This window comes from Paenibacillus sp. J22R67 (genome assembly GCF_059692175.1).
Map to the genome: position 1 here is coordinate 384,713 of NZ_JCAUAX010000003.1, position 20,813 is coordinate 405,525.

The 20,813-nt window shown below is 48.0% G+C and carries 24 protein-coding genes; 13 read left to right on the top strand and 11 right to left on the bottom strand.

The window, feature by feature from the left end:
- Positions 1-72: 72 nt before the first annotated feature.
- On the bottom strand, positions 73-759 hold the full coding sequence (locus AC58VC_RS13680) for a C40 family peptidase (RefSeq protein WP_497369311.1): 687 nt from the start codon (positions 757-759) through the stop codon (positions 73-75).
- Between the two features lie 206 nt (positions 760-965).
- Between AC58VC_RS13680 and AC58VC_RS13685 the strand changes: the two genes are divergently transcribed.
- From AC58VC_RS13685 to AC58VC_RS13695, 3 genes are read left to right on the top strand one after another with little or no spacing between them, the layout of a single operon-like run.
- Positions 966-1,190, top strand: a complete 225-nt coding sequence (locus AC58VC_RS13685; RefSeq protein ID WP_161409000.1) for a spore coat associated protein CotJA — start codon at positions 966-968, stop codon at positions 1,188-1,190.
- Positions 1,187-1,453 carry a spore coat protein CotJB gene (locus AC58VC_RS13690; RefSeq protein WP_161409001.1) on the top strand — a complete coding sequence of 89 codons (267 nt, stop codon included), beginning with the start codon at positions 1,187-1,189 and terminating at the stop codon, positions 1,451-1,453. Before AC58VC_RS13685 ends, AC58VC_RS13690 begins: the two co-directional genes overlap by 4 nt.
- Before the next feature lie 16 nt (positions 1,454-1,469).
- Positions 1,470-2,039, top strand: a complete 570-nt coding sequence (locus AC58VC_RS13695) for a manganese catalase family protein (RefSeq protein ID WP_497369312.1) — start codon at positions 1,470-1,472, stop codon at positions 2,037-2,039.
- Between the two features lie 82 nt (positions 2,040-2,121).
- Here the strand turns inward: AC58VC_RS13695 and AC58VC_RS13700 are convergent, their stop codons facing one another.
- The 3 genes from AC58VC_RS13700 to nagB all read right to left on the bottom strand — a co-directional run bounded on the left by AC58VC_RS13700 (position 2,122) and on the right by nagB (position 5,054).
- Positions 2,122-2,925 (bottom strand): YdcF family protein, encoded by an 804-nt coding sequence (locus tag AC58VC_RS13700; RefSeq protein ID WP_497369313.1) that lies wholly within the window; start codon positions 2,923-2,925, stop codon positions 2,122-2,124.
- 231 nt (positions 2,926-3,156) lie between these two features.
- Positions 3,157-4,329 carry an N-acetylglucosamine-6-phosphate deacetylase gene (nagA, locus tag AC58VC_RS13705; protein ID WP_497369314.1) on the bottom strand — a complete coding sequence of 391 codons (1,173 nt, stop codon included), beginning with the start codon at positions 4,327-4,329 and terminating at the stop codon, positions 3,157-3,159.
- Positions 4,326-5,054 (bottom strand): glucosamine-6-phosphate deaminase, encoded by a 729-nt coding sequence (gene nagB, locus AC58VC_RS13710; protein ID WP_497369315.1) that lies wholly within the window; start codon positions 5,052-5,054, stop codon positions 4,326-4,328. The genes nagA and nagB overlap by 4 nt, the downstream gene beginning before the upstream one ends.
- A gap of 243 nt (positions 5,055-5,297) precedes the next feature.
- On the opposite strand from nagB, the gene AC58VC_RS13715 reads away from it, so the two are divergent.
- The 5 genes from AC58VC_RS13715 (at position 5,298) to AC58VC_RS13735 (ending at position 8,312) form a co-directional block, all read left to right on the top strand.
- Entirely contained in the window at positions 5,298-5,966 is a 669-nt protein-coding gene (locus tag AC58VC_RS13715) for an HAD family hydrolase (protein ID WP_497369316.1), read from the top strand.
- A gap of 72 nt (positions 5,967-6,038) precedes the next feature.
- A complete protein-coding gene (locus tag AC58VC_RS13720; RefSeq protein ID WP_127458104.1) occupies positions 6,039-6,263 on the top strand; it encodes a spore germination protein in 225 nt (74 codons plus the stop codon).
- Positions 6,264-6,410: 147 nt separating this feature from the next.
- Positions 6,411-6,656, top strand: a complete 246-nt coding sequence (locus tag AC58VC_RS13725) for a hypothetical protein (protein ID WP_497369317.1) — start codon at positions 6,411-6,413, stop codon at positions 6,654-6,656.
- Between the two features lie 189 nt (positions 6,657-6,845).
- A complete protein-coding gene (locus AC58VC_RS13730) occupies positions 6,846-7,898 on the top strand; it encodes a cation diffusion facilitator family transporter (RefSeq protein ID WP_497369318.1) in 1,053 nt (350 codons plus the stop codon).
- A 51-nt stretch (positions 7,899-7,949) separates the two neighbouring features.
- Complete coding sequence (locus AC58VC_RS13735; protein ID WP_497369319.1) at positions 7,950-8,312, top strand: ArsR/SmtB family transcription factor; 363 nt, start codon at positions 7,950-7,952, stop codon at positions 8,310-8,312.
- A gap of 45 nt (positions 8,313-8,357) precedes the next feature.
- On the opposite strand, the gene AC58VC_RS13740 is transcribed toward AC58VC_RS13735, so the two are convergent.
- The 5 genes from AC58VC_RS13740 to AC58VC_RS13760 all read right to left on the bottom strand — a co-directional run bounded on the left by AC58VC_RS13740 (position 8,358) and on the right by AC58VC_RS13760 (position 14,600).
- Entirely contained in the window at positions 8,358-9,491 is a 1,134-nt protein-coding gene (locus AC58VC_RS13740) for a YheC/YheD family endospore coat-associated protein (RefSeq protein ID WP_497369320.1), read from the bottom strand.
- A 6-nt stretch (positions 9,492-9,497) separates the two neighbouring features.
- A complete protein-coding gene (locus AC58VC_RS13745) occupies positions 9,498-10,625 on the bottom strand; it encodes a YheC/YheD family endospore coat-associated protein (RefSeq protein ID WP_497369321.1) in 1,128 nt (375 codons plus the stop codon).
- Complete coding sequence (locus AC58VC_RS13750; protein WP_497369322.1) at positions 10,625-11,989, bottom strand: YheC/YheD family endospore coat-associated protein; 1,365 nt, start codon at positions 11,987-11,989, stop codon at positions 10,625-10,627. Before AC58VC_RS13750 ends, AC58VC_RS13745 begins: the two co-directional genes overlap by 1 nt.
- Positions 11,990-12,086: 97 nt before the next feature.
- On the bottom strand, positions 12,087-13,214 hold the full coding sequence (locus tag AC58VC_RS13755; protein ID WP_497369323.1) for a YheC/YheD family endospore coat-associated protein: 1,128 nt from the start codon (positions 13,212-13,214) through the stop codon (positions 12,087-12,089).
- A 9-nt stretch (positions 13,215-13,223) separates the two neighbouring features.
- A complete protein-coding gene (locus tag AC58VC_RS13760; protein ID WP_497369324.1) occupies positions 13,224-14,600 on the bottom strand; it encodes a YheC/YheD family endospore coat-associated protein in 1,377 nt (458 codons plus the stop codon).
- A gap of 160 nt (positions 14,601-14,760) precedes the next feature.
- Here AC58VC_RS13760 and AC58VC_RS13765 point away from each other — a divergent pair, with 160 nt between their 5' ends.
- Positions 14,761-15,096 carry a YlbF family regulator gene (locus AC58VC_RS13765; protein WP_497369325.1) on the top strand — a complete coding sequence of 112 codons (336 nt, stop codon included), beginning with the start codon at positions 14,761-14,763 and terminating at the stop codon, positions 15,094-15,096.
- Between the two features lie 73 nt (positions 15,097-15,169).
- The gene (locus tag AC58VC_RS13770; protein ID WP_497369326.1) at positions 15,170-16,321 is read left to right on the top strand and encodes an acyltransferase; all 1,152 of its coding nucleotides are present in this window, start codon (positions 15,170-15,172) and stop codon (positions 16,319-16,321) included.
- A gap of 321 nt (positions 16,322-16,642) precedes the next feature.
- On the opposite strand, the gene AC58VC_RS13775 is transcribed toward AC58VC_RS13770, so the two are convergent.
- Positions 16,643-17,671 (bottom strand): NADH:flavin oxidoreductase/NADH oxidase, encoded by a 1,029-nt coding sequence (locus AC58VC_RS13775; protein ID WP_497369327.1) that lies wholly within the window; start codon positions 17,669-17,671, stop codon positions 16,643-16,645.
- Between the two features lie 191 nt (positions 17,672-17,862).
- Here AC58VC_RS13775 and nfsA point away from each other — a divergent pair, with 191 nt between their 5' ends.
- The 3 genes from nfsA to AC58VC_RS13790 all read left to right on the top strand — a co-directional run bounded on the left by nfsA (position 17,863) and on the right by AC58VC_RS13790 (position 20,503).
- Positions 17,863-18,591, top strand: a complete 729-nt coding sequence (gene nfsA, locus AC58VC_RS13780; protein ID WP_497369328.1) for an oxygen-insensitive NADPH nitroreductase — start codon at positions 17,863-17,865, stop codon at positions 18,589-18,591.
- Positions 18,592-18,696: 105 nt separating this feature from the next.
- Complete coding sequence (locus AC58VC_RS13785; protein ID WP_497369329.1) at positions 18,697-18,984, top strand: hypothetical protein; 288 nt, start codon at positions 18,697-18,699, stop codon at positions 18,982-18,984.
- Positions 18,985-19,174: 190 nt separating this feature from the next.
- Positions 19,175-20,503: a DRTGG domain-containing protein gene (locus AC58VC_RS13790; RefSeq protein WP_497369330.1), complete on the top strand. Its 1,329-nt coding sequence runs from the start codon at positions 19,175-19,177 to the stop codon at positions 20,501-20,503.
- Here the strand turns inward: AC58VC_RS13790 and AC58VC_RS13795 are convergent.
- Positions 20,500-20,793, bottom strand: coding sequence for a YtpI family protein (locus AC58VC_RS13795; protein ID WP_497369331.1), 294 nt, complete (start codon positions 20,791-20,793; stop codon positions 20,500-20,502). The genes AC58VC_RS13790 and AC58VC_RS13795 overlap by 4 nt on opposite strands.
- Between the last annotated feature and the right edge of the window lie 20 nt (positions 20,794-20,813).

A 20,813-nucleotide genomic window follows, 5' to 3' on the forward strand; every position in this document is an offset into this window, starting at 1 on the left:
GGATGTTGATGCCGCGTGCAAATAAGTCCCTGCTAACTGCCGTTCATGGCATGGAGCAGGGGCTTTTTTTTATTAATAAACGCGCTTAGCTCCCATATACTTAGGACCCCAATAGGAGCTTGTCAGGCTTTGCGGGTAGATGCCTGCTGATCGTGTGGCAGATAGAAATTGCCCATTCCCCAAATAGAAGCCTACATGGTCAATAACGCCGGGAGATGCTATGGCAAAGAACATCAAGTCACCTGGCTGCAAATTAGCCTGACTCACGGACACGCCTGTGGCATAAAGCTCCTTGGAGGTTGTTCGAACAGCCGGTATCCCGTGCTTTTGAAACATGTAATATATAAAGCCGGAGCAGTCAAAACCTTGTGGAGTCGCGCCGCCCCAAAGGTAGGGGACATGCAGAAAGTTCATCGCATCGTCCAGCAGCAGCCGTTTTTTTATCGAGTGGGAGATGCTAGTTTGGGTTGCAGCATCCACTATGCCAGTTGGAGCTAACAGATAGGCCTTTTGATAATCTTTAACCGCATGAGCTGTGATAGTGCCGAAGTAACCGGTGATGGTTGGATATGTAAAATAGCCAAGTGTTTTTAAATTGGTTTGCAGTGCAGACACGGATGAGCTTGTCATTCCTTGCGCTAAAGTAATGCTGTTCGTTGAAGAAGATACTGCAGATGCAGGTGGAGCGGGAACAATGCCATAGAGGGTGACGCTTACAAGAATTGCTGCAGAAACAATCATTCGTTTAGATCGTGTCATTGTGATTCCCTCCAAGGTGTTAGATTGTGTAAGTAATGGTGTCACATGGATTGTTCTTATTTTAAGCGTTCAAAGCGCCCTCTGACCATGAGGAAATATTGGAATATTGGTGATTTTGGTCAAGTTGTGCTGCATATACGTCCTTATAGGCCTCTCTGCTGCTATGACTATTTCTCGTGTAACGATGAGAGAAGAGGAGGAGACGTATGCAATCGCAATTTAGAAAGTACTATCCGTATATCAGTCCATTCGATCCTTGTCCACCGATTCAAGTGAAATTGTATAATGTACCGCCACACCTCTATATTGCCTTCCAACCGCCAGGTTTGCCGCAATTCAGTCCTTATGAAGCTCTGAAAAAAGGGACGTTATGGCCCGCCTTGTATGGACCTTACGAATCCAAAATAGAAGAAGGGAGCCCGTGGCTATGAATCCACCAGCGGTACCGGAATCTTATTACAAGATGATGCACGACTTGCAGGCTGTTGATTTCGTATTGGTCGAGCTAACGCTGTATTTGGATACACATCCGAATGATCTCGCAGCCATCCAACAATACAATCAATTCGCTCAAAAGCGGAAGTCGATGGCTCAGGAGTTTGAGTTGGAGTTTGGTCCGCTTATGCCATTTGGGCATGCCTACAGCAAAAATCCTTGGCAATGGGTTGATACGCCCTGGCCATGGCAGGTCTGAATAAGGAGGAAGAAGTATGTGGATTTATGAGAAGAAACTTCAGTATCCAGTCAGAGTCAGCAAATGCGACCCGAGGATGGCGAAGCTTCTGCTGGAACAATATGGGGGAGCCGACGGAGAGCTTGCTGCGGCACTGCGTTATTTGAATCAGCGATATGCCATTCCGGATAAGGTTGTGGGGCTGCTAACGGATATTGGGACAGAGGAATTCGCACATCTTGAGATGATTGCGACAATGGTTTACAAGCTCATGAAAGATGCAACGCTTGATCAACTCAAAGCTGCGGGGATGGATGATCAGTATGTGATTCACGATAGGGCGCCATTCTATCAGAATGCGTCAGGCGTGCCATGGACGGCAGCTTACATACAGGCTAAGGGTGATCCCATAGCAGACCTCTACGAGGACATAGCTGCCGAGGAGAAGGCAAGAACCACGTATCAATGGCTTATTGATTTGACCGATGACGTCGATCTCCAGGATAGTCTGAAATTTCTCCGTGAGCGGGAAATCGTGCATTCCCTTCGGTTTCGGGAAGCGGTTGAAATTTTGAAGGATGATAGGGTCCAGAAGAAGATTTTTTGAGGGTATTGCGGCGCACCCATTCGTGTAATAGGAAAGGTGCGCCATACAAATGTAAGCCAGAGAGAATTGTCATAACATGAAGTTAATTTTTAGCTGCGAGTAAGCCTAAATATTCCTTCAATGCGATTGAAGTACTGGATAATCCACTGGAGGAAGGAACGAATTTACTAACACTGAGTGCTTGCTTTCCCTGCGAAATATAGTCGGTTGGATATGGGAATACATCCACTTTGAGTTTTTGAAACTGTTTGACAGAGCGGGCCATATGGAAGGCAGAAGTAACAAGAATGGGATGCTGCCAGCCGTTTGTGGTTAGGATGGCTTGGGTATGCAGCGCATTTTCCTCCGTATTGCGGCTCGTATCGTCCAGAAAAATAGAAGCTTCAGGAATGCCAAGTGCGATGAGATGGCGTTTGGAAATTTGTGATTCATTGCCGGAGTCTGTGAAAACTTGTCCACCCGAGATGAGGATGGGCAGCTTTGTGCTGCGATATAGCTCCGCTATGGTCAGCACGCGGGCAGCCGTGTTCCCGGTCAAATATCCTTCACCTTTGGTTAAAGGGTCTGGCGTGTCAAGTGTCGCACCGCCTGTCAACATAACAATCACATCACCAGTCACTTGTTCCGGTGGGGTGTATCTGCGTTCGATGGAATTTAGGAGTGCATTGCCGAAATAGGGCATGGAGCAAACGCATAAGAGAAGTGCAGCGAGTCCGACAAGCAGAGTACCTAGGTACTCTTTTTTTTGCTGCAGCCATAAGGCAATACAAAAGAGCAGTAAAATGACAATCCCTGGGGGAAACAATAACGTATAGGCGATTTTAATCAAATAAAGCATAGGGATGATTAGATCCTTTCTTGGAAAAAAGCGGCTATTTGTGTTCATATGCTTTTTCGACAACGATGACAAATATCCTGCAAAAAATAAAGAGAGGCCGTCCCGAAAGTCATCAAATGACCGAGGGACAGCCTTCTCAAATTAACGGTAATTCCTACCGTAATAAATTGGAGTAACGCAGTTAAATTACAAATAAATGGAATTTTTCCAGCTAAAGAGGACGATTGCTTGCATGAACAGGAGAATTTCCCGTTAAAAGCTTCACGCCGGATAATTGAATTATGCTTGTAGTTCTTTACCACGTATCCATACGTGTTCGAGTTCCAGCTCAGGGCTGACCAGCAGCAAGTCAGCCTGCTTGCCCTGCGCAATCGAGCCATGCGACGCTTGCACCTGCAGCAAACGCGCAGGGTTGCCGCTCGCGAAGCGGCTCGCGTCTTCGACGCTGACACCAACCTCGCGCACCATAAAGCGGAGCGCATCGATCATAGTCAGCGTGCTGCCGGCGAGCGCGCCGCCTTCCGTCAAGCGGGCAACGCCCGCTTGGACGGTAACGGCTTGCCCGCCAAGATCGTACTGCCCGTCGCCGAGTCCCGCGGCAGACATGGCATCCGTGATGAGCAGCAAGCCATGCGGCTGCTTAGCCTTCACCAGCAGGCGAATCGCTGCCGGGTGCACATGATGCCCATCGGCGATGACTTCGCCGCTGATGCGATCGTCGGTAAGGACCGCTCCGACGGTTCCGGGCTCGCGATGATGCAGCGGCTTCATCGCGTTGAAGGTGTGCACCGCATGCGAGAGCCCCGCGCTAGCCGCCGACTGGATGTCGGCGTAGGAAGCGTCGGTGTGGCCGCACGCGGCAACGATGCCACGATCGCGCAACCACGCGATCGTCTCAAGGCCCCCCTCGACTTCAGGGGCGAGGGTAAGCTGTTTCACGAGCTGCGGATAGCGCTCGTCCCAGTCTTGCAGCCAGGCAAGCTGTGGCGGCAGCATCAGCTTGGGATCTTGCGCGCCGGCCCACTTCGGCGAGATAAAAGGGCCTTCCATATGCACGCCAAGCAGCTGCGCATAAGGCATAGGCTCTTGCATGTAGCGGCTGACTTCGCCAAGGACGCGGTCAATTGCTTCATGCGTTTGAGTCATTGTCGTGGCGAGCATGGCGGTAGTTCCGTTTTTTGCGTGAAAACGTGTAATAGTATCAAGCGTTTCGGGACTGGCTTCCATGAAGTCAGCGCCATATCCACCATGAACGTGAACGTCGATGAAGCCGGGCAATAACCAGCTGCCATTGGCATCGAGGGTATCGGCAGCCGCATCGGCGGTGCTGGGATTCCACTGTGAGCTGCTTTGGACGGAAGCGATAACGCCATCTTTTAGATGAAGGACGCCTTGTTCAATGACGCCTTGTTCCGTAACGATCTTCGCTCTCGTAATGATAAGTTCGCTCATTCGAACAACCTCCCTGCCTCAGCATCAAGCAGAACGACAAGGTGTGGGTGAGTTTGCAGCAACGTAGCTGGGACTTCGGTTGTAATCGGACCTGTAAGCGCGCGGTGAACGATTTCGGCTTTGTCAGCTCCGCGAACGATCAGCAGGATCGTTTTGGCTTTGAGAATTGTGCCTACGCCCATCGTTAGAGCGTGAGTCGGAACTTCTTCAATTGAGTTGAAAAAACGCGCATTCGCTTCGCGGGTTTCTTCCTTCAATTCGACGAGATGCGTACCGCTGATCAGGGAATCGTCAGGCTCATTAAAGCCGATATGTCCGTTATGGCCAAGGCCAAGGATTTGCAAATCAATCTGCTTCGCATCTTCCAGAAGTTCATTAAATCTTTCGCATTCCGCTTCCAGATCAGGTGCATTACCGTTAGGAAGGTGAGCTGAGGCAGCTGGCAAGTCAATATGCGCAAATAAGTGCTGCTGCATGTAGGCGTAATAGCTCTCTGGGTGATCCGTCGGTAAGCCGACATACTCGTCGAGATTAAAAGAGGTGACGTTCTTAAAGCTGACACGGCCTTTCTCATAAGCTTTCACCAGCTCTTCATAAATACCTACTGGCGTGCCGCCTGTGGCTAAGCCTAGAACAGCTTTTGGCTGCATTTGGACAAGTGATGTAATAATACCGGCTCCGGCCTCATTTAGCTCTTGTTGATTTTGAAAAATATGAAGATTCATATTCGTGCTCCTCACTCTCATGGACAATTTATTTGTAGTAGATGCATGATTTATGAAATCATTTTGCATAAAAATATCATTTTTCGAAGTAATTATACTCATTTCAATCATAACTGAATTCATAGGTCTCGGCAACAGACATTTTCCCAAATATGAACATTGACTTACATGGGTATGTTTGCCATTCTTAACTAAGATCATTACACGATTTATATAATTCAATGATGGCGAAGGAGCTTGATGATGAGTACACAGAGAAACCTACCTGAAGCTATGTTTTTTGACATGGATGGCACGTTATTTCAAACGGAGACGATTCTACTGCCCGCTTATCATGCGACATTTGATGTGCTCAGAGAGAAGGGCCTATTCACTGGAGAAACGCCACCGGAAGAAAGAATCCTGGGAGCGCTAGGCATGCTGCTTGAGCATATTTGGCAGCGGGTTATGCCGGAAGCTTCTATAGAAGCGCGCCAGGCAGCCGATGAGCTTTTGCTTCAATTTCAGATGGAGGCGCTGAAGCAAGGACAGGGTAAATTGTATGATGGCGTGGCTAAAACCTTGCAAGTTTTGCATGACAAAGGTATCCGCTTATTTGTGGCGAGCAACGGATTAGAGGGTTACGTTGGCCATGTGACCGAGGCGATGGGGCTTTCCCATTTATTTGAGGACTTATACAGTGCGGGGAAATATCAAACTAGATCCAAAGTGGATTTGGTTAAAATAGCGCTCGACACGCATCAAATCGGGTCCGCGTGGATGGTGGGAGATCGTTCCTCCGATGTGGAGGCAGGCCTTAAGAATAATCTAACCGTAGCGGCCTGTGACTATGCTGGCTTCCGAGAAGCTGGGGAGCTTGAAGGCGCGCATATTCGAATCCGCAGCTTTGCTGAGCTATTGGAATATGTTTAGAATGAAGTTGTCGCAAACAAGGCTGGCTGGGCATACACTATAGCACATTGAGAGATAAAGGTGCTGATTAGAATGCCTTCTTTTGTAGGGATATTCAACATTATAAGGAACGAAGGAAGCCTGGTGAACGGTGATACGTTAGTTATTGCTCCGACAAGCGCAGCCAAAACGTATTCCGGCAGCGGCGGCGGCATAACAGGAGATTTCGCCGTTTCTAATGTTCTATTTAGCGCGACGATATCGCTAGATCCGGATGTTGTGGATGCTGGAGCTAATAAAGTAGCTACTGGGACGTAAAGGTATGGAAAAAGATTGGCTTCAAGCTCGGGTGACGGGCTTGGAGCCTTTTTTTGCGAGAACAGCGTTGGAGGCACCTGGAACGATGAGAAACATCGTTGTGTGCCGTCGAGGGAGCGAAAGCGAGGGTCTAAAGCAGCTCTAGCGATGAGAAACATCGTTAGAGCACGCGAGAGCAGCGTCGGAGGCACCTGGAACGATGAGAAACATCGTTGTGTGCCGTCGAAGGTGTGGAAGCCAGGGTCTAAAGCAGCTCTAGCGATGAGAAACATCGTTAGAGCACGCGAGAGCAGCGTCGGAGGCATCTGGAACGATGAGAAACATCGTTGTGTGCCGTCGAGGGTGTGGAAGCTAGGGTCTAAAGCAGCTCTAGCGCTGAAAATACATTGTTAGACAACGCGCACACTTTGCCTGTTAACCCCCCGTTAACAGCGGATTTTTCTCAAATATAGGTAAAACGTTATTGACAGGGCAAGGCCTCACTCGTTAATATATGAATATATGCTCATATATTAATACGTCATGTATAAAGATACGGACAGCACGCCATTCTAGTGGCAGAGCGACGGGGGAGGGAATGCCATGCATCAGCATTCGTCAGATAAGAAATCTCATTCTCATAAGGAGCACGCTTCTTGCAGCCACGAGATCAGCGGTGAGCATGATCACGCACAGCACGCTGGGCACAACCATGCGCATCATGAACATCACCATGCTCATCATGGACATCACCATGCGCATCATCACGGACACCACCACCATGGTCATGGAGGAAACAAACAAGGTCTTCTGATTGCGCTTTGTATTACTGCAGGGATCATGGTTTTGGAGTTTGTTGGAGGGCTGTGGACGAATAGTTTGGCGCTGCTTTCGGATTCAGGCCACATGTTAAGTGACGCCGGGTCCCTGCTTCTGAGCTTGATAGCGCTATGGTTCGCTGCAAAACCGTCTTCGGCAAGCAAATCCTTTGGCTTTCATCGCATCGAAATATTAGCGGCGCTTTTTAACGCCGTCACCCTTTTTCTAATTGCCGGTTTCATTATTTGGGAAGCGATTGGACGGTTTCTTCAACCGCCACCTGTAGCCAGCGGTTCCATGATGCTCATTGCTTGCATTGGGCTATTGGCTAATCTGTTAAGCGCGTGGTCGCTTATGCGCAAAGGGGATGTGCATGGCAACTTGAATCTGCGCAGCGCGTATTTGCATATTTTGGGTGATGCGCTTGGCTCTGTTGGGGCTATTGTTGCTGGTGCGGTTATGCTGATTTTTGGATGGTACGCGGCAGATCCGATTATTAGTGTCATTGTGGCGCTGCTTATTTTGAGAGGTGCTTGGGCTGTTTTGAAATCCACGCTTCATATTTTGATGGAGGGAACGCCAGCTGAAGTGTCATTCGGGGAGGTTAAGCAAGTGCTGGAGGGCATTGACGGAGTCATCAATGTCCATGATTTGCACATTTGGACGATCACTTCCGGGCTAGATGCCTTAAGCTGTCATCTGCTCATTGCTGATGATCAAGATAGCCAAACGATTCTACAGCAAGCTATTCACCGGATTGAGGAACGTTTTCATATTAGCCACTCAACGATCCAAATTGAAAATTCCACGAATACACACTCGGAGTTAAAAGTATAGGTTGCAGGTTATCGGATGAACAAACGAAGAAATGGGAGGGAGGTTTTTATGATGGAAAAAGCAGTGTTGGATACTTGCGATGAGGCATGTACAGGTACGGGAGCTGTCAAGGAGGAGCATGAGCTTCCTATGACCGAAGATCTGGCGGTGGGAGTTGCGGATATATTCAAAGCTTTGGGGGATCCAACTAGGGTTAAAATTATTTTCCTCCTCTTGAAACAGGAGCTCTGCGTACATGATCTCTCGACACTTCTATCGATGGGACAGTCAGCGGTTTCTCATCAGCTGCGCTATTTGCGGGATATGCACATTGTTAAGCGCAGAAAAGTAGGGAAAACCGTTTTTTATTCACTGGATGATGATCATATTGAGCAAATTTTTGTGCAAACACTGGGACATCTCCAGCATATGTAAGTCGGAAGCTTCTGCAGCTTCGTGCTGTTGCTTCCGATCGCGAGATTAATCAGTTTCATTTGATTCATCGCTCGCAGGCAGTTCTGTTTTTCGGGTGTTTTGTCTTAACATCCAGACCGCGTACTCAAGAGGTCGTGAAACCGCCTTCTGATAAGTGGCGATTTCGCCAATCTTACGAAATACTTCCCGTGAAGGCTTGGGATTGACTTCAAGCAGCCAAACATTTCCCTTAGGATCAACGGCAATATCCATGCCTAACTCACACAGCTTGCCGAACTTGGTTTCTAGAAAGTCTGCCAGCTTATAGGCAAAGTTGTTCATTTCTTTCTTGATCGTTTCCGTTTTCTCAGGTGAAGCAAAACGATACGCTAACAGCTTATCTTGCGAAACCGCGCTTCCGCCACCGTGAAGGTTCGAGGTGATGCTGCGGTGAGGACCGATGCGGCCCGCACAGCCGGTCACTTCCCATTCACCGCGGCCATTTTTTTGAATCAGCAGCCGGTAATCATGCACGCGTCCATCCTTCAGCGTAAGCTGTATCCCTTGTTGAACCACATAGTCCGGACTCAGCTTTAGCGTGTGCAGCTTGATCGAGAGCTGTTTTTCGCTTGCACGAAAAGGGGCGATGATGGTTCTTTGCTGATTTCTTCCCTGCAATAGAAACAGATCGGGACCTAGCTGCTCGATGCGCAGGATGCCTCTTCCACCTGTACCGTTTTTCGGTTTGACGTAGACGAGTGTATGTTTCTTTATAAATTTCAACAGTTCTTGCACGGAACTGAATCGCACGGTAACCGGCAGGAAAGGGCGGATGCCTTCATTCTCAGAAAGAATCTGATGCATCGACCATTTGTTGGCTAGGGGCCTGCTAAGAAAAATCAGCTTCGCATGCCGATTGCGGAATGCTTTGAGCATTTGATAATTCGCGGCTGCTTTATAGCGGCATCGGTCATAAATGACAGGCGGCATGGATGTGCGGCGGCGAATCCATTTGCCTAGTGAAGCATCATAGGTTAATGTCCGCACCGAGTTATCAGCTTCGACATCGGTCGGCGAGAAGACTTCGACTTGAACCCCCATTTTTTTACCTTCTTTACTTAGCCTTTGAAAGTAAGAGAGTTCTTCAAGCCTGGATTTGCTTAAATAAATAGCGAGTACGCCCAGTCGTTGTGAAGACAAGCATAATCACCTTCTTCTTCCATGATTAATTAAATAAAGGCTATAACGAATAATGCGTTCAAGTGATTTTTTGCGTATTTTGGGTTCGTCGAATTTCATTGGTTTGGAGTTCGCTTCGAAGAACCAGATATGGCCTCCAACATCGACCCCGATATCCATTGACATCTCACCAAGCTGGTTGCCAGACGACTTTTCAATTTGGTTCGCGAGTGTAACGGCAGCTGTTTCAACCCGTTTTAATATGCTTTTTGCTTCCTTGGGTCCGAAGCCCTGTGAAAGCAGCTTGAACGGATCGTCGATTGAACCGCCTCGAGGAACGTGCGTTGTGATGCTGGCTTTACCAGCTACACGGGCACCTACGCCAGACACGCTCCATTCTCCATTACCCGTTTTCTGGATGAGAGCTCGTAAATCATATGCCCGCTGTTTATACCTAGCTAGAGCAATGCCTTGCTGTACAATGTACTCATTGGAGCCGCGGTGCCGATTCCATTCGTTCCACAGTTCCGAGGTGGAATTGTGGACGCTGTAGGTCATTTGCTTATCAACCTGGCGGCTTAATCGGTATTGGGTTTGCGTGCTTTTCGTTGTTAATCGGTCAATGCGCATAATCCCTTTTCCCGCTTTGCCTTTCACCGGTTTCAAATACAGCACGGCGTGTTTGCGCAAAAGCGAAGACAGGTCGTCAGCCGAACTTAGTTGTTTGGTATCGGGCATATAAGGTTTACTATCCCTGGCCCCATTAAGCCAGCTAAACAAGGTCCATTTGTTAAAAAAGGAAGGATTGAATAAGTGAACACTGGAGCTGCGATTGCAAGCTTGAATCGTTTGTTGAACTTCGGGCTTCATTTCCATTTTGCGGTAAGGAATTCGATTGTAGACGACTTGAGGAGCGGGAACGAGTTCCCTGCTCCATTTCTTCGTTTGGTTGTTGTAGCGATAGCCGTAGATTTCATTGCCCGATAGGTTGAAATCCTTGGTTGTCACGACGTAAACATCAACCCCAAGCCGCTCACCTGTCTGAATGAGATCAAGGAAATTGTGCAAATTGCCGCGGAATACGCGATTACTATCCTTAACAGTGAGAATCGCCAGCCTCGGATTCTGCTCTTTATTGTGCAGGAAGAAAGCCATTAATTTTCCCTCCTAGAGCGGAATCGACTTAAGTAGAGGCAGTGCTCATATATATTTTGTAAAGTAGCAAGGTCTCCTTCTTTTAATGACGGGTGCTTGAAGATCGATCTACCTGGTTTGGCATTGGCTTCGAACATCCAAATTTTCTCATTTTGATCGATACCAATATCGAATCCGAGCTCTCCGAGTAAGTGGTTATAATTATTTTCGATGCCTTCGGCGAGCTTGATCGCCGCTTCTTTGGCATTGGTGAGCACCTGCTCCGCACGGCTGCCGTAGATCTGACGAAGCACCTGCTCCGGCGTCATTAATTGGCCGCCGTTGCGGATATGAGTGGTTACACTGCCCTTACCGGATTTCTTAGCCCCAATGGCGGCGACAACCCAGTTATTGCTGCCGTTCTTCGTCATGTGGAAGCGGAAGTCAATTGGACAGTTGTCAATTTCAATGAGACGGATGCCTTGCTGTGCCACGTAATTGGAGAGACGACCCCGTCCAGTCCCGAGCATTTGCATGAGCCCTTCGAATTTCCCGTAACGGATGAGTACGTTTTTGCCGCCTTTGCGGTAGCGAACAAAATAACCGCGTTTCGGGTTATAGGTCACCCGGAAAATACCGATGCCCAAGCTGCCCGCCGTTGGTTTCAAATATATGAATTTATGCTTGTCGAGCATTTCTTTAATTTGATCAGCAGATGGATTTATCTTGGACTCTGGAACGAATTTGTAAGCATCATCGCCAGCTAACATTTTGTAGACATCCCACTTGTCAAAAAAGCTCCAGTTAAACAGCGGTATGCCTCTCCGTACAAAACGATCCTTAAAGCCTTCCATGCCGGCGGACTTCTCGGCTATACGGCTGGAGAGGCGGTTATAGACGACATCAGGTAGTGGGAAGGTTTTACGAATCCAACCTCCACCTTCCTTGGGAATGATACCCGTAACGGTTTCCTGTACCCAGTTGACCCCTTTCGGGCTGAAAGCGAAAATAAAAGATTTGCTTGAACCTGTATTTAAAACCTGACGGATGAATCCGGTCTTTGAACCAAAGGGAGAAGAACCGCCTGCAATATTCGTTAAGACGCCGATGAGCGGGCCGATGCGCAGTTCTTTATTATTCGCGCTCGCGACCATAACGCTCCCGGAGCGAGGAATACGCAGAGAAGCCATCAATGAAAGCGGAATGTACATATGCTGGCCACTTTTTTTAATCAGACGGATCGGTAGGGTGGCTGTTTTGCTGCCGACCTTTACAGTAATCGATTTGGTACCGGTTAACCGTAAAGCTTTGACGAGTTCACTTGTTAAGTAGACCGATCTATCTGTTCGTTGTACGGCGTGGAGCATACACGTTGTCAAACTCATTAGGTTACCCTCCTAAACTTGTTGCCCTACGGGGCTTCCGTGTCAAAATAGACAGACATAACGCCTGCCTACCCGGGCACTTACCAGCAATCCAAGCTTAACTCAGCTTTTTGTGCAGCAAATATCCAGCATAATAAATAGGGTTAGCAATGGATTTCAACCGTGCTTTTTCGTTGCGCATGCGCGCGAAAATCGTTCTTCCTGGCTTGGAGTTCACTTCGAGAATCCAGACACGCCCCCAAGTATCGATCCCAAGATCAATACCGAGCTCAGCCAATCGTCCGTGATGGGTTTCTAGAAGCGGGGGGATTCGACTTGAGAGCATGGTTAGTGTTGATATAAGCTCACTAGCCTTGGTATCACCGAATTCCTTTGTAAGAAAGGCGGAAACCTCTTCAGCGCTGCCTCCACCATGTAGATTTGAAGTTACACTGCCGGGCTTGCCGACACGAACGGCCATGCCGGTGCTTTCCCATGTGCCAGAGCCATTTTTTTGGACGAGAGAGCGTATGTCGTAAGCCATTCCTTCTGAGGAATGCAGGTGCAGATATTCTTGCATCAGATACGGTCTGGTGCCGATACAGCTGCGAAGCCATTGCCAGCAGGAATAGAAATCACTAAATTGGCGATCGACGAGCCCGTTATGAGCATTGCGACCTTTGATATGAAAAGCGCTTTTTCCGTCCATTGCGTTTACTTTGTGAAGATGCAAGGCACCTTTTCCTTGACTGCCGCCCTGTGGTTTAAGGAATGCATCGTCCCTCGTTTGAAGCCAATTTCTAAGAACATTGCCGCTTGTAAGTAAGTTTGTTTCGGGCAAGTAACGGCTGATCATGTTATCTTTTTGCAAAATTTGATCGACTTCCCATTTTCCGCGCAGTCCATAACCAAGGAAGCGAATAAGGGGTGTTTCACGCAGCTTTTTCACGTGGTACTGATACTGTTCATAGCTGCGTTTACCGCTAAAGAAACATCGGTCATAAATCAGTGAGGGCAGTGGAACGAGTTTGGACACCCATTGCTTCGTTTCCGTCAAGTAGGTGTAACCCCGTACCGTTTGCCCTTTCCAATCGATGCGATTCGGTGAGAACACGACGACGTCCAGACCTTCACGGGCGCCATAATAAGTCAGAAGCTTATAAAAGCCTGAACTAGCAAAAGGCAGTTCCCGTTTCAATTCTGTGACCATAATCCCGAGCAAGGGACGTTTGGTGCTTAATCGCATAGTTCCACCTCAAATCTTTGCTAAGAATTTTGCATACTGCACGAGTTGTTTCACGGAAGGTCTTATTTTCTTCTCATTGTTGAGTGGCGTGTTATCATCTTTAGATGGTTTGGAGTTTACCTCAAGCAGCCAAACCTTCCCCATTTTATCTACAGCAAGGTCAATGCCCAGCTCTCCAAAATGACTTGGGATTTGAGCTTCAATCCCTTTGGCGATCTCGATAGAGGCCTTGCGCAAACGAGCCGTCACAGAGACACGAGTAGCTGAAGAAAATGGCGTTTTGGCCAGTGCCCCCACCACATTCGTCAGACTGCCGCCTCTTGCAAGGTTGGAGACGAAGTGCTGAGATCCGGCAATCCGGCCGACAATGGAAGTGATGGCCCATTCACCTTTGGCTCCACGCTGAACAAGCGAACGGAAATCAATCGATCTACCGTCTGTTGTGATGAGATCAAGTCCTTGCTGCAGTTGATAGCGCTGGGTCTTGAGCTTGCCGGATATCGCTTGAAAGACAGCAGAAAGGGATGGGAACGTCTGTTTGCGGACGCCTGTTAAATTCGTATAATGACATGTATAGACGTCACCGGGCTCTCGGCGAATGCGGATAATTCCTTTTCCAAGGCTGCCGGTAATTGGCTTGAGGAAAAGAACAGGATGTCGGGAGGCCATAGATTTTAACATTTGATAATTTTTGAAGAGGTAGGATTCCGGTAAATACCCATGAAGGGAACTATCTTTGCGTAAAGCTTCGAACACTTCCGTTTTGTTCAAATATTTCTCATTGAAGACCTCTGTTCCGTAACGGGCCTTGGCATCTTTCAAAAATTGTTGAACGTTCGGCAAGTTCTCATACTTGCGCGAAGTAAGCCGGTTGTAGATCACATTGGGGATCGGAAACGTTTTTTTGCTCCAGGAACCATTGGCATACGCATACGCGGAAATGGAACTGGCATTCGCTTGCATTTCACCAGGCGGGAAGAAGCAGACCACAGCCCCATAACGTTCACATGCGTCCGTCATTTCTTTACAAAAAGCGGTAATAGCACCAAATGGGCGGTCGTGTGAACTTGAATAAACGCGGCTGACCATCACGCCAATTAAAGGACCAATCGACAAAGTGCCCACATTTTGCCTATAATGGATATTGAGCTGCGCCCCTTGATGAATACCGATCTTGGTAGCGAGGATGGGATTGAACCGTAAACTTTTCGATGTAGCAGCGGTGACGACCTTAACATCCTGTTTGGCAGAGCCGAAACGCAGGATCATCGATTGATTGGACGGAACTTTCCATCTTTTTGCAATGGCTTCACTTAGAACAACGGTCCGATCATCCAAATAGATGCTGGTGCCTTGAATGGATATTCCGACTTTCGTCCTGGTCAATAGCGAACACTCCTTCCAGCATCAAAAATGGCATTGCTGTTTAAGCAAAGTAAACTACTCCATCATATGAGGACATATATACCTTGGTGCTTGGTATGTAGTCGAAACTGTTTGGGGGAAGAGCCCAACCGCATTTGGGTTAAATTAGGAGGTAATGGAAATGAACGTACACGATAGAGCATACGAGCTGGCAAAAGCGATTAAAGAAAGCAGTGAATATAAGGATATGCTGGAGATTCGCTCGCGGATTAATGAGGATGCTTCTAGTAAAAACTTATTGGAAGATTTCCGTTTGCGCCAAAATGAACTTCAGCAGAAAATGGCTGGAGGCGAAATGCCGCCTCAAGAGGAAATGGAGCAATTGCAGAAGCTATATGACGTACTAGCTCTGAACCCAGGAATTAGTCAGTTATTTGATGCGGAGCGTCGTTTATCTGTTGTACTGGAAGACGTTCAGCGTATTATTGCAGAGCCATTGCAAGCAATGATGAAATAGAAGAGATACAATTGAAGCTAAATGAGAGGCTATTCAGGAAGTTAACTTACTTCATCCTGGATAGCCTTTTTATATGAAGAGAAGTAAGCGCTATCAGGTTGCGAAGTGTGTCGAAACTGTCTATAGTAAAAGAGGATTGTTGAATAGGAAAAGAGGACCTGAAACCAATATGGCCAAACCAAAAATTACGGAGCTAGATATCGTCAGAGCGATAGCCATCCTTGCTGTCGTCACGATCCACGTTACGGCAGACTGGACAGTAGATCCGGCTTTGAAGGGCAGCAGCTCGCAGTTGCTCCTATTATTTTTAAACAAAATAAGTTATTTTGCTGTTCCTGTGTTTATCTTTTTAAGCGGGATTGTGCTTTTTTACATTTATACGGATAATTGGAGCGCTAAACAGGCCGGCGTCTTTTACTGGAAGCGGGTCAGGCAAGTCCTTGTTCCTTATATTGTATGGTCGTTTTTCTACTATATTTATAATCCATGGCTATGGACGCCAGGACATCCATTCAAGATTGAACCACGTGTGTTTCTAGAGCAGCTAAAATGGGCTGATTCCGGGTATCATTTGTATTTTATGATCATTATTGTACAGTTTTACTTGCTGTTCCCGCTGTTGGTTTGGGCTGTGAGGAATGCTGCCTGGTTCCGCAAAACGCTAGCGCTTTGGGGCCTGGCCATTCAGGCTGGCGTGTACATATATAGCCATTGGTTCGGGGCAATCGACCACAAACCGGAGCTGTGCGTCACCTATTTCGGGTATTTCCTCATCGGAGGCGCGATTGGGATGAATTACGGAGCATTTCGTGCTTGGCTGGAACGAAACAAAGGTTGGGTCATCCCGGCTTCGATTCTCAGCGGTCTTGTTTATACATCGCTCTATCTGCTAGGCCTAAAGGGATATACCTTTGAAAATACTTGGTTTGAAGTGCTTTGGCTCCTCTATAGTATTGGAATTGGGGTTAGCTTCATCTGGGCTGGAAAGTGGCTCTTGCAAAAAGCAGCGCCAGTGGCTCGCTTCTTTGTTTCACTCGGCTCCGTGTCGTTTGGCGTATACCTGATGCATCCAGCACTGCTTTCACTGTGGAAATATAAAGTTCAAATGCCTGGCTCGATTGTGCTCTTTCATATGTACAATGCGATCGTGCTAGTGCTAATTGTAGCGATTCCTTGGCTATTAACGCTGCTGTATCGTAAGGTAAGGAAGTTGATGGGGATTTAGTTTAGTAGCTAACACAAAAGCCTGACGGGGTTGATCTTGACCCGTCAGGCTTTTTATTTGTTTCTTGCGATTCCTATGACTCGCCAGGTCCGTCAGAGGGAACTGTAGTGCGCTATTTTGCTGAATAGGGGCAATTGCCAATTGTAAGGGAACTGTGTTCCGCTATTTTGCCGATTTCAGCTGATCAACATGCCAAGGAGGCCAAATAACGCCCTGTAGTTCCGCTCAGAGAGGAAAAAGCTTGTTTTCCTCCCAATTAGAGGACCACAGTTCCCATAAGATGAGCATTAGCGGAATTTTCGCCAGTGGGACGCCAAGAAATCAATACCCGCGCAGATATTGCTGCGGAATATAGGGATGCTCATGCCCTAGCTGAATAGCAGCATGCGTTGCCCAATACGGGTCGCGCAGCAAGCCGCGCGCGATGGCGACAAGATCCGCATCCTCGTTAACGATGATGGACTGCGCCAGTTCCGGTTCCGCCAGCATGCCGACGGCGATAACCGGCACTTGCAGCGCCTCGCGGATTTGCCGCGCGAAAGGCACTTGGTAACCGGGGGAATTGCCCGGTTTCCGCTGTCCTGCAGGACCTTCCCCGCCTGAGCTCACATGGAACGCATCGACGCCTGCAGCTTGATACGCTTTGGCGAGTTCAATGGCGTGGTCAAGATCATAGCCGCCGTCAGCATACTCAACGGCGGAGATACGGAAAATCAGCGGCATGTCAGCAGGCATTTCTTTCTTCACCGCTTGAATGACTTCTACGCCGAATTGGGCTAGATTGTGCCCATAGACATCATCTCTTTTATTCGTAAGCGGAGATTGGAATTGGTGGATCAAATAACCATGAGCACCATGAAGCTCGATGGTATCTACGCCTGCTTGCACCGCACGGCGGGCCGCATCGCCGAATAGCTTCACGGTGTCCCGCACCTCATCTGTCGTTAGGGCTCGTGGCATTTTGTAGGCATCTCCTGGGAAAGGGATAGCCGATGGCGCGACAGGGACTTCCGCATCCTCAGCTTTGCGGCCTGCGTGGGCAATTTGGATGCCGATTTTAGCGCCATGTGCGTGAACGCCATCAATAATTCTGGCGAAAGCAGGGATATGCTCGTCGGACCAAATGCCCAAATCGTGATCTGTGATGCGGCCGTCAGGATGCACATCCGTCATTTCAATAAGGAGGAGGCCAGTGCCCCCGATTGCCCGGGAGAGATAGTGGACATAGTGCCACTCAGTAGGTTTTCCGTCTTTTGCTGTAACTGAATATTGACACATCGGCGCCATGACGATGCGGTTTCTTATTTGTAAGCCTTTCAGCTGATACGGCGAAAATAAATCTTTTTTCATATGAAGTACCTCCGAGGATATGGTATTATATATAGATATAGATATATATAGATATTTGCCGCCGTTAAGTTGGACCGTTTGGCAAAACTATGTACCTTAGTATCAAGTGTATTACAATTAAATTCAAGTAGCCACTTTTTAGTGCTATAGTAACTAAAAGTATACTAAAGAGTGAGAAAGGTTGCAGCTATATGAACGAAATCATTCAATTATTGCAAAATCATCGTTCGATTCGTAAGTTTACAGATCAACCCGTCACAGATGAACAGCTAAAAGACATCCTAGTTTCCGCACAAGCGGCTTCAACCTCCAGTAACATGCAAGCATATAGCGTCATTCATGTATCAGATAGCGAGCTGAAAAGCCAACTTGCCGCGTTCGCCGGCAATCAGAGTTATGTCAGCGAATGTCCGGTATTTCTCGTATGGTGCGCAGACTTGCAGCGCTACTCGCAGGCGTCACACCAGCATGCAGACACTCCAATAACCGGCAATGCGGAGAATTTCATCATTGCTACTGTCGATGCTGCACTCGCTGCGCAGAATGCAGCCATTGCGGCCGAGTCGCTCGGACTCGGCGTCGTTTACATCGGCGGGCTGCGCAACAAGCCCGCTGAGGTCTCCCAGCTGCTGGGCCTCCCGCAGCTGGTGTACCCCATCTTCGGCATGTGCATCGGCACGCCGGATCAAGAGCCGCTAGTGCGTCCGCGGCTCCCTCTTGAAGCCGTATACCACGAGAATCGGTATACGGACAACGAAGAAGCGGTTCGTCAGTACGACGAGACGATCCGCGACTACATGAACCTTCGTACGGGAGGCAAAGTCGATACGACTTGGTCGAAGGAGATGGCGGGCAAGGCGCTGCGGCCGCGCGAACATATGAAAGCTTTCCTTAACTCGCAGGGCTTCGGAGAGGTGTAAGTTTCGATTCTTTTCGCGGATGGACTCATATTGTAAGAACTTGTCTCATACATATGAATGAGGATATGGAAGACAGGCTTGGCGAGTTCATCAGGCGAAAGGAGTGTGATCAGATTGAAAGGCTTTAAAAATGTTGTGTACATGAGCGTAGCACTAGGCATGCTGATTTATTCGTTACCCCAATTGCAGCTTCGGGAAGTTGGCTCCCTGCCAATGATTTTTAGCTGCATTTGGATTGCTATGGCACTGCTCGTTATTGCCTCTCATTTGCACCAGATTCTAGGTGTGGATGAAGAGAAGCGCAGAGAGCTTAAGCGCATTAACCGGATGAAAAAATGGCAGTTGGAGCAGCTCGTACAAGGCCGCAGAAAAATGCTGCAATTTCGTAAATAGCACGAAGCAAATCAGGTAAAGTTTTACATTTTGACAACGAACATATGTTTGGTATAATACAAATGAAGCATCCAATCCAATAGGGTTGGATTTTTCTCATTATAGATGCTGTTCGCATTGTTCTTGCTCTTTCGAACGTTTATACTAGTAGTACAGAGTAGTACAGGAACAGGCGAATGGGGTGTAACAGTTGGATACTCAATCCGTGGATGCGTTAACCAAACATGAACAAATTTTACGTCATATAGAAAGCTTGAAACTTGGTAGTCGAATCTCTGTTCGCAAAATTGCCAAGAACATGGAAGTAAGTGAAGGCACGGCATACCGAGCGATCAAAGAGGCTGAGAATCAAGGTCTCGTCTCAACCAAAGAGCGAATCGGAACCGTGCGTGTAGAGAAAAAACTCCGACAAAACATCGATAAGCTCACTTTTGCAGAAGTCGTGAATATGGTGGACGGACAGGTGCTTGGCGGCTCGCGCGGACTGCACAAAACGCTCAATAAATTCGTCATTGGCGCGATGGAACAGGATGCCATGATGCGATATATCGAAGCTGGAAGCCTGCTCATCGTCGGAAACCGGAACGAGGCGCACAGCTGTGCACTCGAATACGGAGCTGGGGTGTTGATTACAGGTGGATTTGATACCAGCACAGAAGTGAAGCTTCTTGCCGACAAGCTGGAGCTGCCGATCATTTCAAGCAGTTACGATACTTTTACGGTAGCCTCTATGATCAATAGAGCGATCTACGATCGTTTGATTAAGAAGAAAATTATGCTCGTTGAGGATATCCTAGCTTCTGGTGCTTCACTGTATGCGCTGAAGGCGAATAGCACGCTGAAGGATTGGCAGCGATTATCGGAAGATACTGGTTACAGCCGTTTCCCGGTTGTGGATGAGTGGAACCGCATTATTGGTGTTGTGACGTCCAAGGATATGGTTGGGGCAAATGCTTTGCAGACGGTCGATAAGCTCATGACGCGCAGCCCGCTCACGGTTACGCCGCAGACTTCGGTAGCTTCTGCTGCCCACATGATGGTGTGGGAAGGTATCGAGCTGCTGCCTGTTGTGGATCTGAACCGCAAAATGGTGGGGGTGCTGAACCGGAGCGATGTGCTCAAAGCGATGCAATATATCCAGAAGCAGCCGCAGAACGGGGAAACATTCGAGGATTTGATTTGGTCCGGACTCGAAGAGGTAAGAGATGAGAAAGGGACATTACAGTTCCACGGTGTGATTACCCCTCAGATGACGAATCATCTGGGCACAGTGTCTGAGGGAGTTCTTACGACGCTAATGACCCAAGCGGCCTACCGCATTGTACAGGAATTTAAAAAAGGCGATCTTGTCATGGACAACATGTCCACCTATTTCCTCAAACCGCTGCAAATTGATTCTAAAATAGAAATACGACCCACCATTATTGAAGTGAGTCGTAAATTCGGCAAAATTGATGTGGAAATTTATCATGCTGGGGCTCTGGTTTCCAAAGCGATGCTGACCGCCCAAGTCATCTAGCGGAGCAGTCGATCGAAGTGCCCGTGATTGCGAATGCCTGCGAATAAATTAAATAATCCAAGCAGGACTAGTATGGTGCCGAAGATTCGGCGAAAGCTGGACTCGCTGAAGAAGAAGAGCTGAGTGACAGCAATCATCACGAGCATCAAGCCCATGCAAATATTCATACGAGCCGAATAAAGACCGCGTTTGGCGGGTTCCTTTTCACGACGCGCCCGGAAGCTGAAGAAGACCGATAAGGCAAGCAGCAGGCAAATGAGAGAGAATAAAGTAACTTGAATCGCGAACATGTGGTTCATCCGTCCTTTTA

Coding starts and splice junctions, on each gene's coding strand:
- AC58VC_RS13730 (WP_497369318.1), top strand. CDS start 6,846: ATGCATCAGCATTCGTCAGATAAGAAATCTCATTCTCATAAGGAGCAC.
- AC58VC_RS13715 (WP_497369316.1), top strand. CDS start 5,298: ATGAGTACACAGAGAAACCTACCTGAAGCTATGTTTTTTGACATGGAT.
- AC58VC_RS13775 (WP_497369327.1), bottom strand. CDS start 17,671: ATGAAAAAAGATTTATTTTCGCCGTATCAGCTGAAAGGCTTACAAATA.
- nagB (WP_497369315.1), bottom strand. CDS start 5,054: ATGAATCTTCATATTTTTCAAAATCAACAAGAGCTAAATGAGGCCGGA.
- AC58VC_RS13690 (WP_161409001.1), top strand. CDS start 1,187: ATGAATCCACCAGCGGTACCGGAATCTTATTACAAGATGATGCACGAC.
- AC58VC_RS13765 (WP_497369325.1), top strand. CDS start 14,761: ATGAACGTACACGATAGAGCATACGAGCTGGCAAAAGCGATTAAAGAA.
- AC58VC_RS13750 (WP_497369322.1), bottom strand. CDS start 11,989: ATGAGTTTGACAACGTGTATGCTCCACGCCGTACAACGAACAGATAGA.
- AC58VC_RS13755 (WP_497369323.1), bottom strand. CDS start 13,214: ATGCGATTAAGCACCAAACGTCCCTTGCTCGGGATTATGGTCACAGAA.
- AC58VC_RS13680 (WP_497369311.1), bottom strand. CDS start 759: ATGACACGATCTAAACGAATGATTGTTTCTGCAGCAATTCTTGTAAGC.
- AC58VC_RS13745 (WP_497369321.1), bottom strand. CDS start 10,625: ATGGCTTTCTTCCTGCACAATAAAGAGCAGAATCCGAGGCTGGCGATT.
- AC58VC_RS13685 (WP_161409000.1), top strand. CDS start 966: ATGCAATCGCAATTTAGAAAGTACTATCCGTATATCAGTCCATTCGAT.
- AC58VC_RS13735 (WP_497369319.1), top strand. CDS start 7,950: ATGGAAAAAGCAGTGTTGGATACTTGCGATGAGGCATGTACAGGTACG.
- AC58VC_RS13725 (WP_497369317.1), top strand. CDS start 6,411: ATGAGAAACATCGTTAGAGCACGCGAGAGCAGCGTCGGAGGCACCTGG.
- AC58VC_RS13700 (WP_497369313.1), bottom strand. CDS start 2,925: ATGAACACAAATAGCCGCTTTTTTCCAAGAAAGGATCTAATCATCCCT.
- AC58VC_RS13795 (WP_497369331.1), bottom strand. CDS start 20,793: ATGTTCGCGATTCAAGTTACTTTATTCTCTCTCATTTGCCTGCTGCTT.
- nfsA (WP_497369328.1), top strand. CDS start 17,863: ATGAACGAAATCATTCAATTATTGCAAAATCATCGTTCGATTCGTAAG.
- AC58VC_RS13770 (WP_497369326.1), top strand. CDS start 15,170: ATGAAGAGAAGTAAGCGCTATCAGGTTGCGAAGTGTGTCGAAACTGTC.
- AC58VC_RS13720 (WP_127458104.1), top strand. CDS start 6,039: ATGCCTTCTTTTGTAGGGATATTCAACATTATAAGGAACGAAGGAAGC.
- nagA (WP_497369314.1), bottom strand. CDS start 4,329: ATGAGCGAACTTATCATTACGAGAGCGAAGATCGTTACGGAACAAGGC.
- AC58VC_RS13695 (WP_497369312.1), top strand. CDS start 1,470: ATGTGGATTTATGAGAAGAAACTTCAGTATCCAGTCAGAGTCAGCAAA.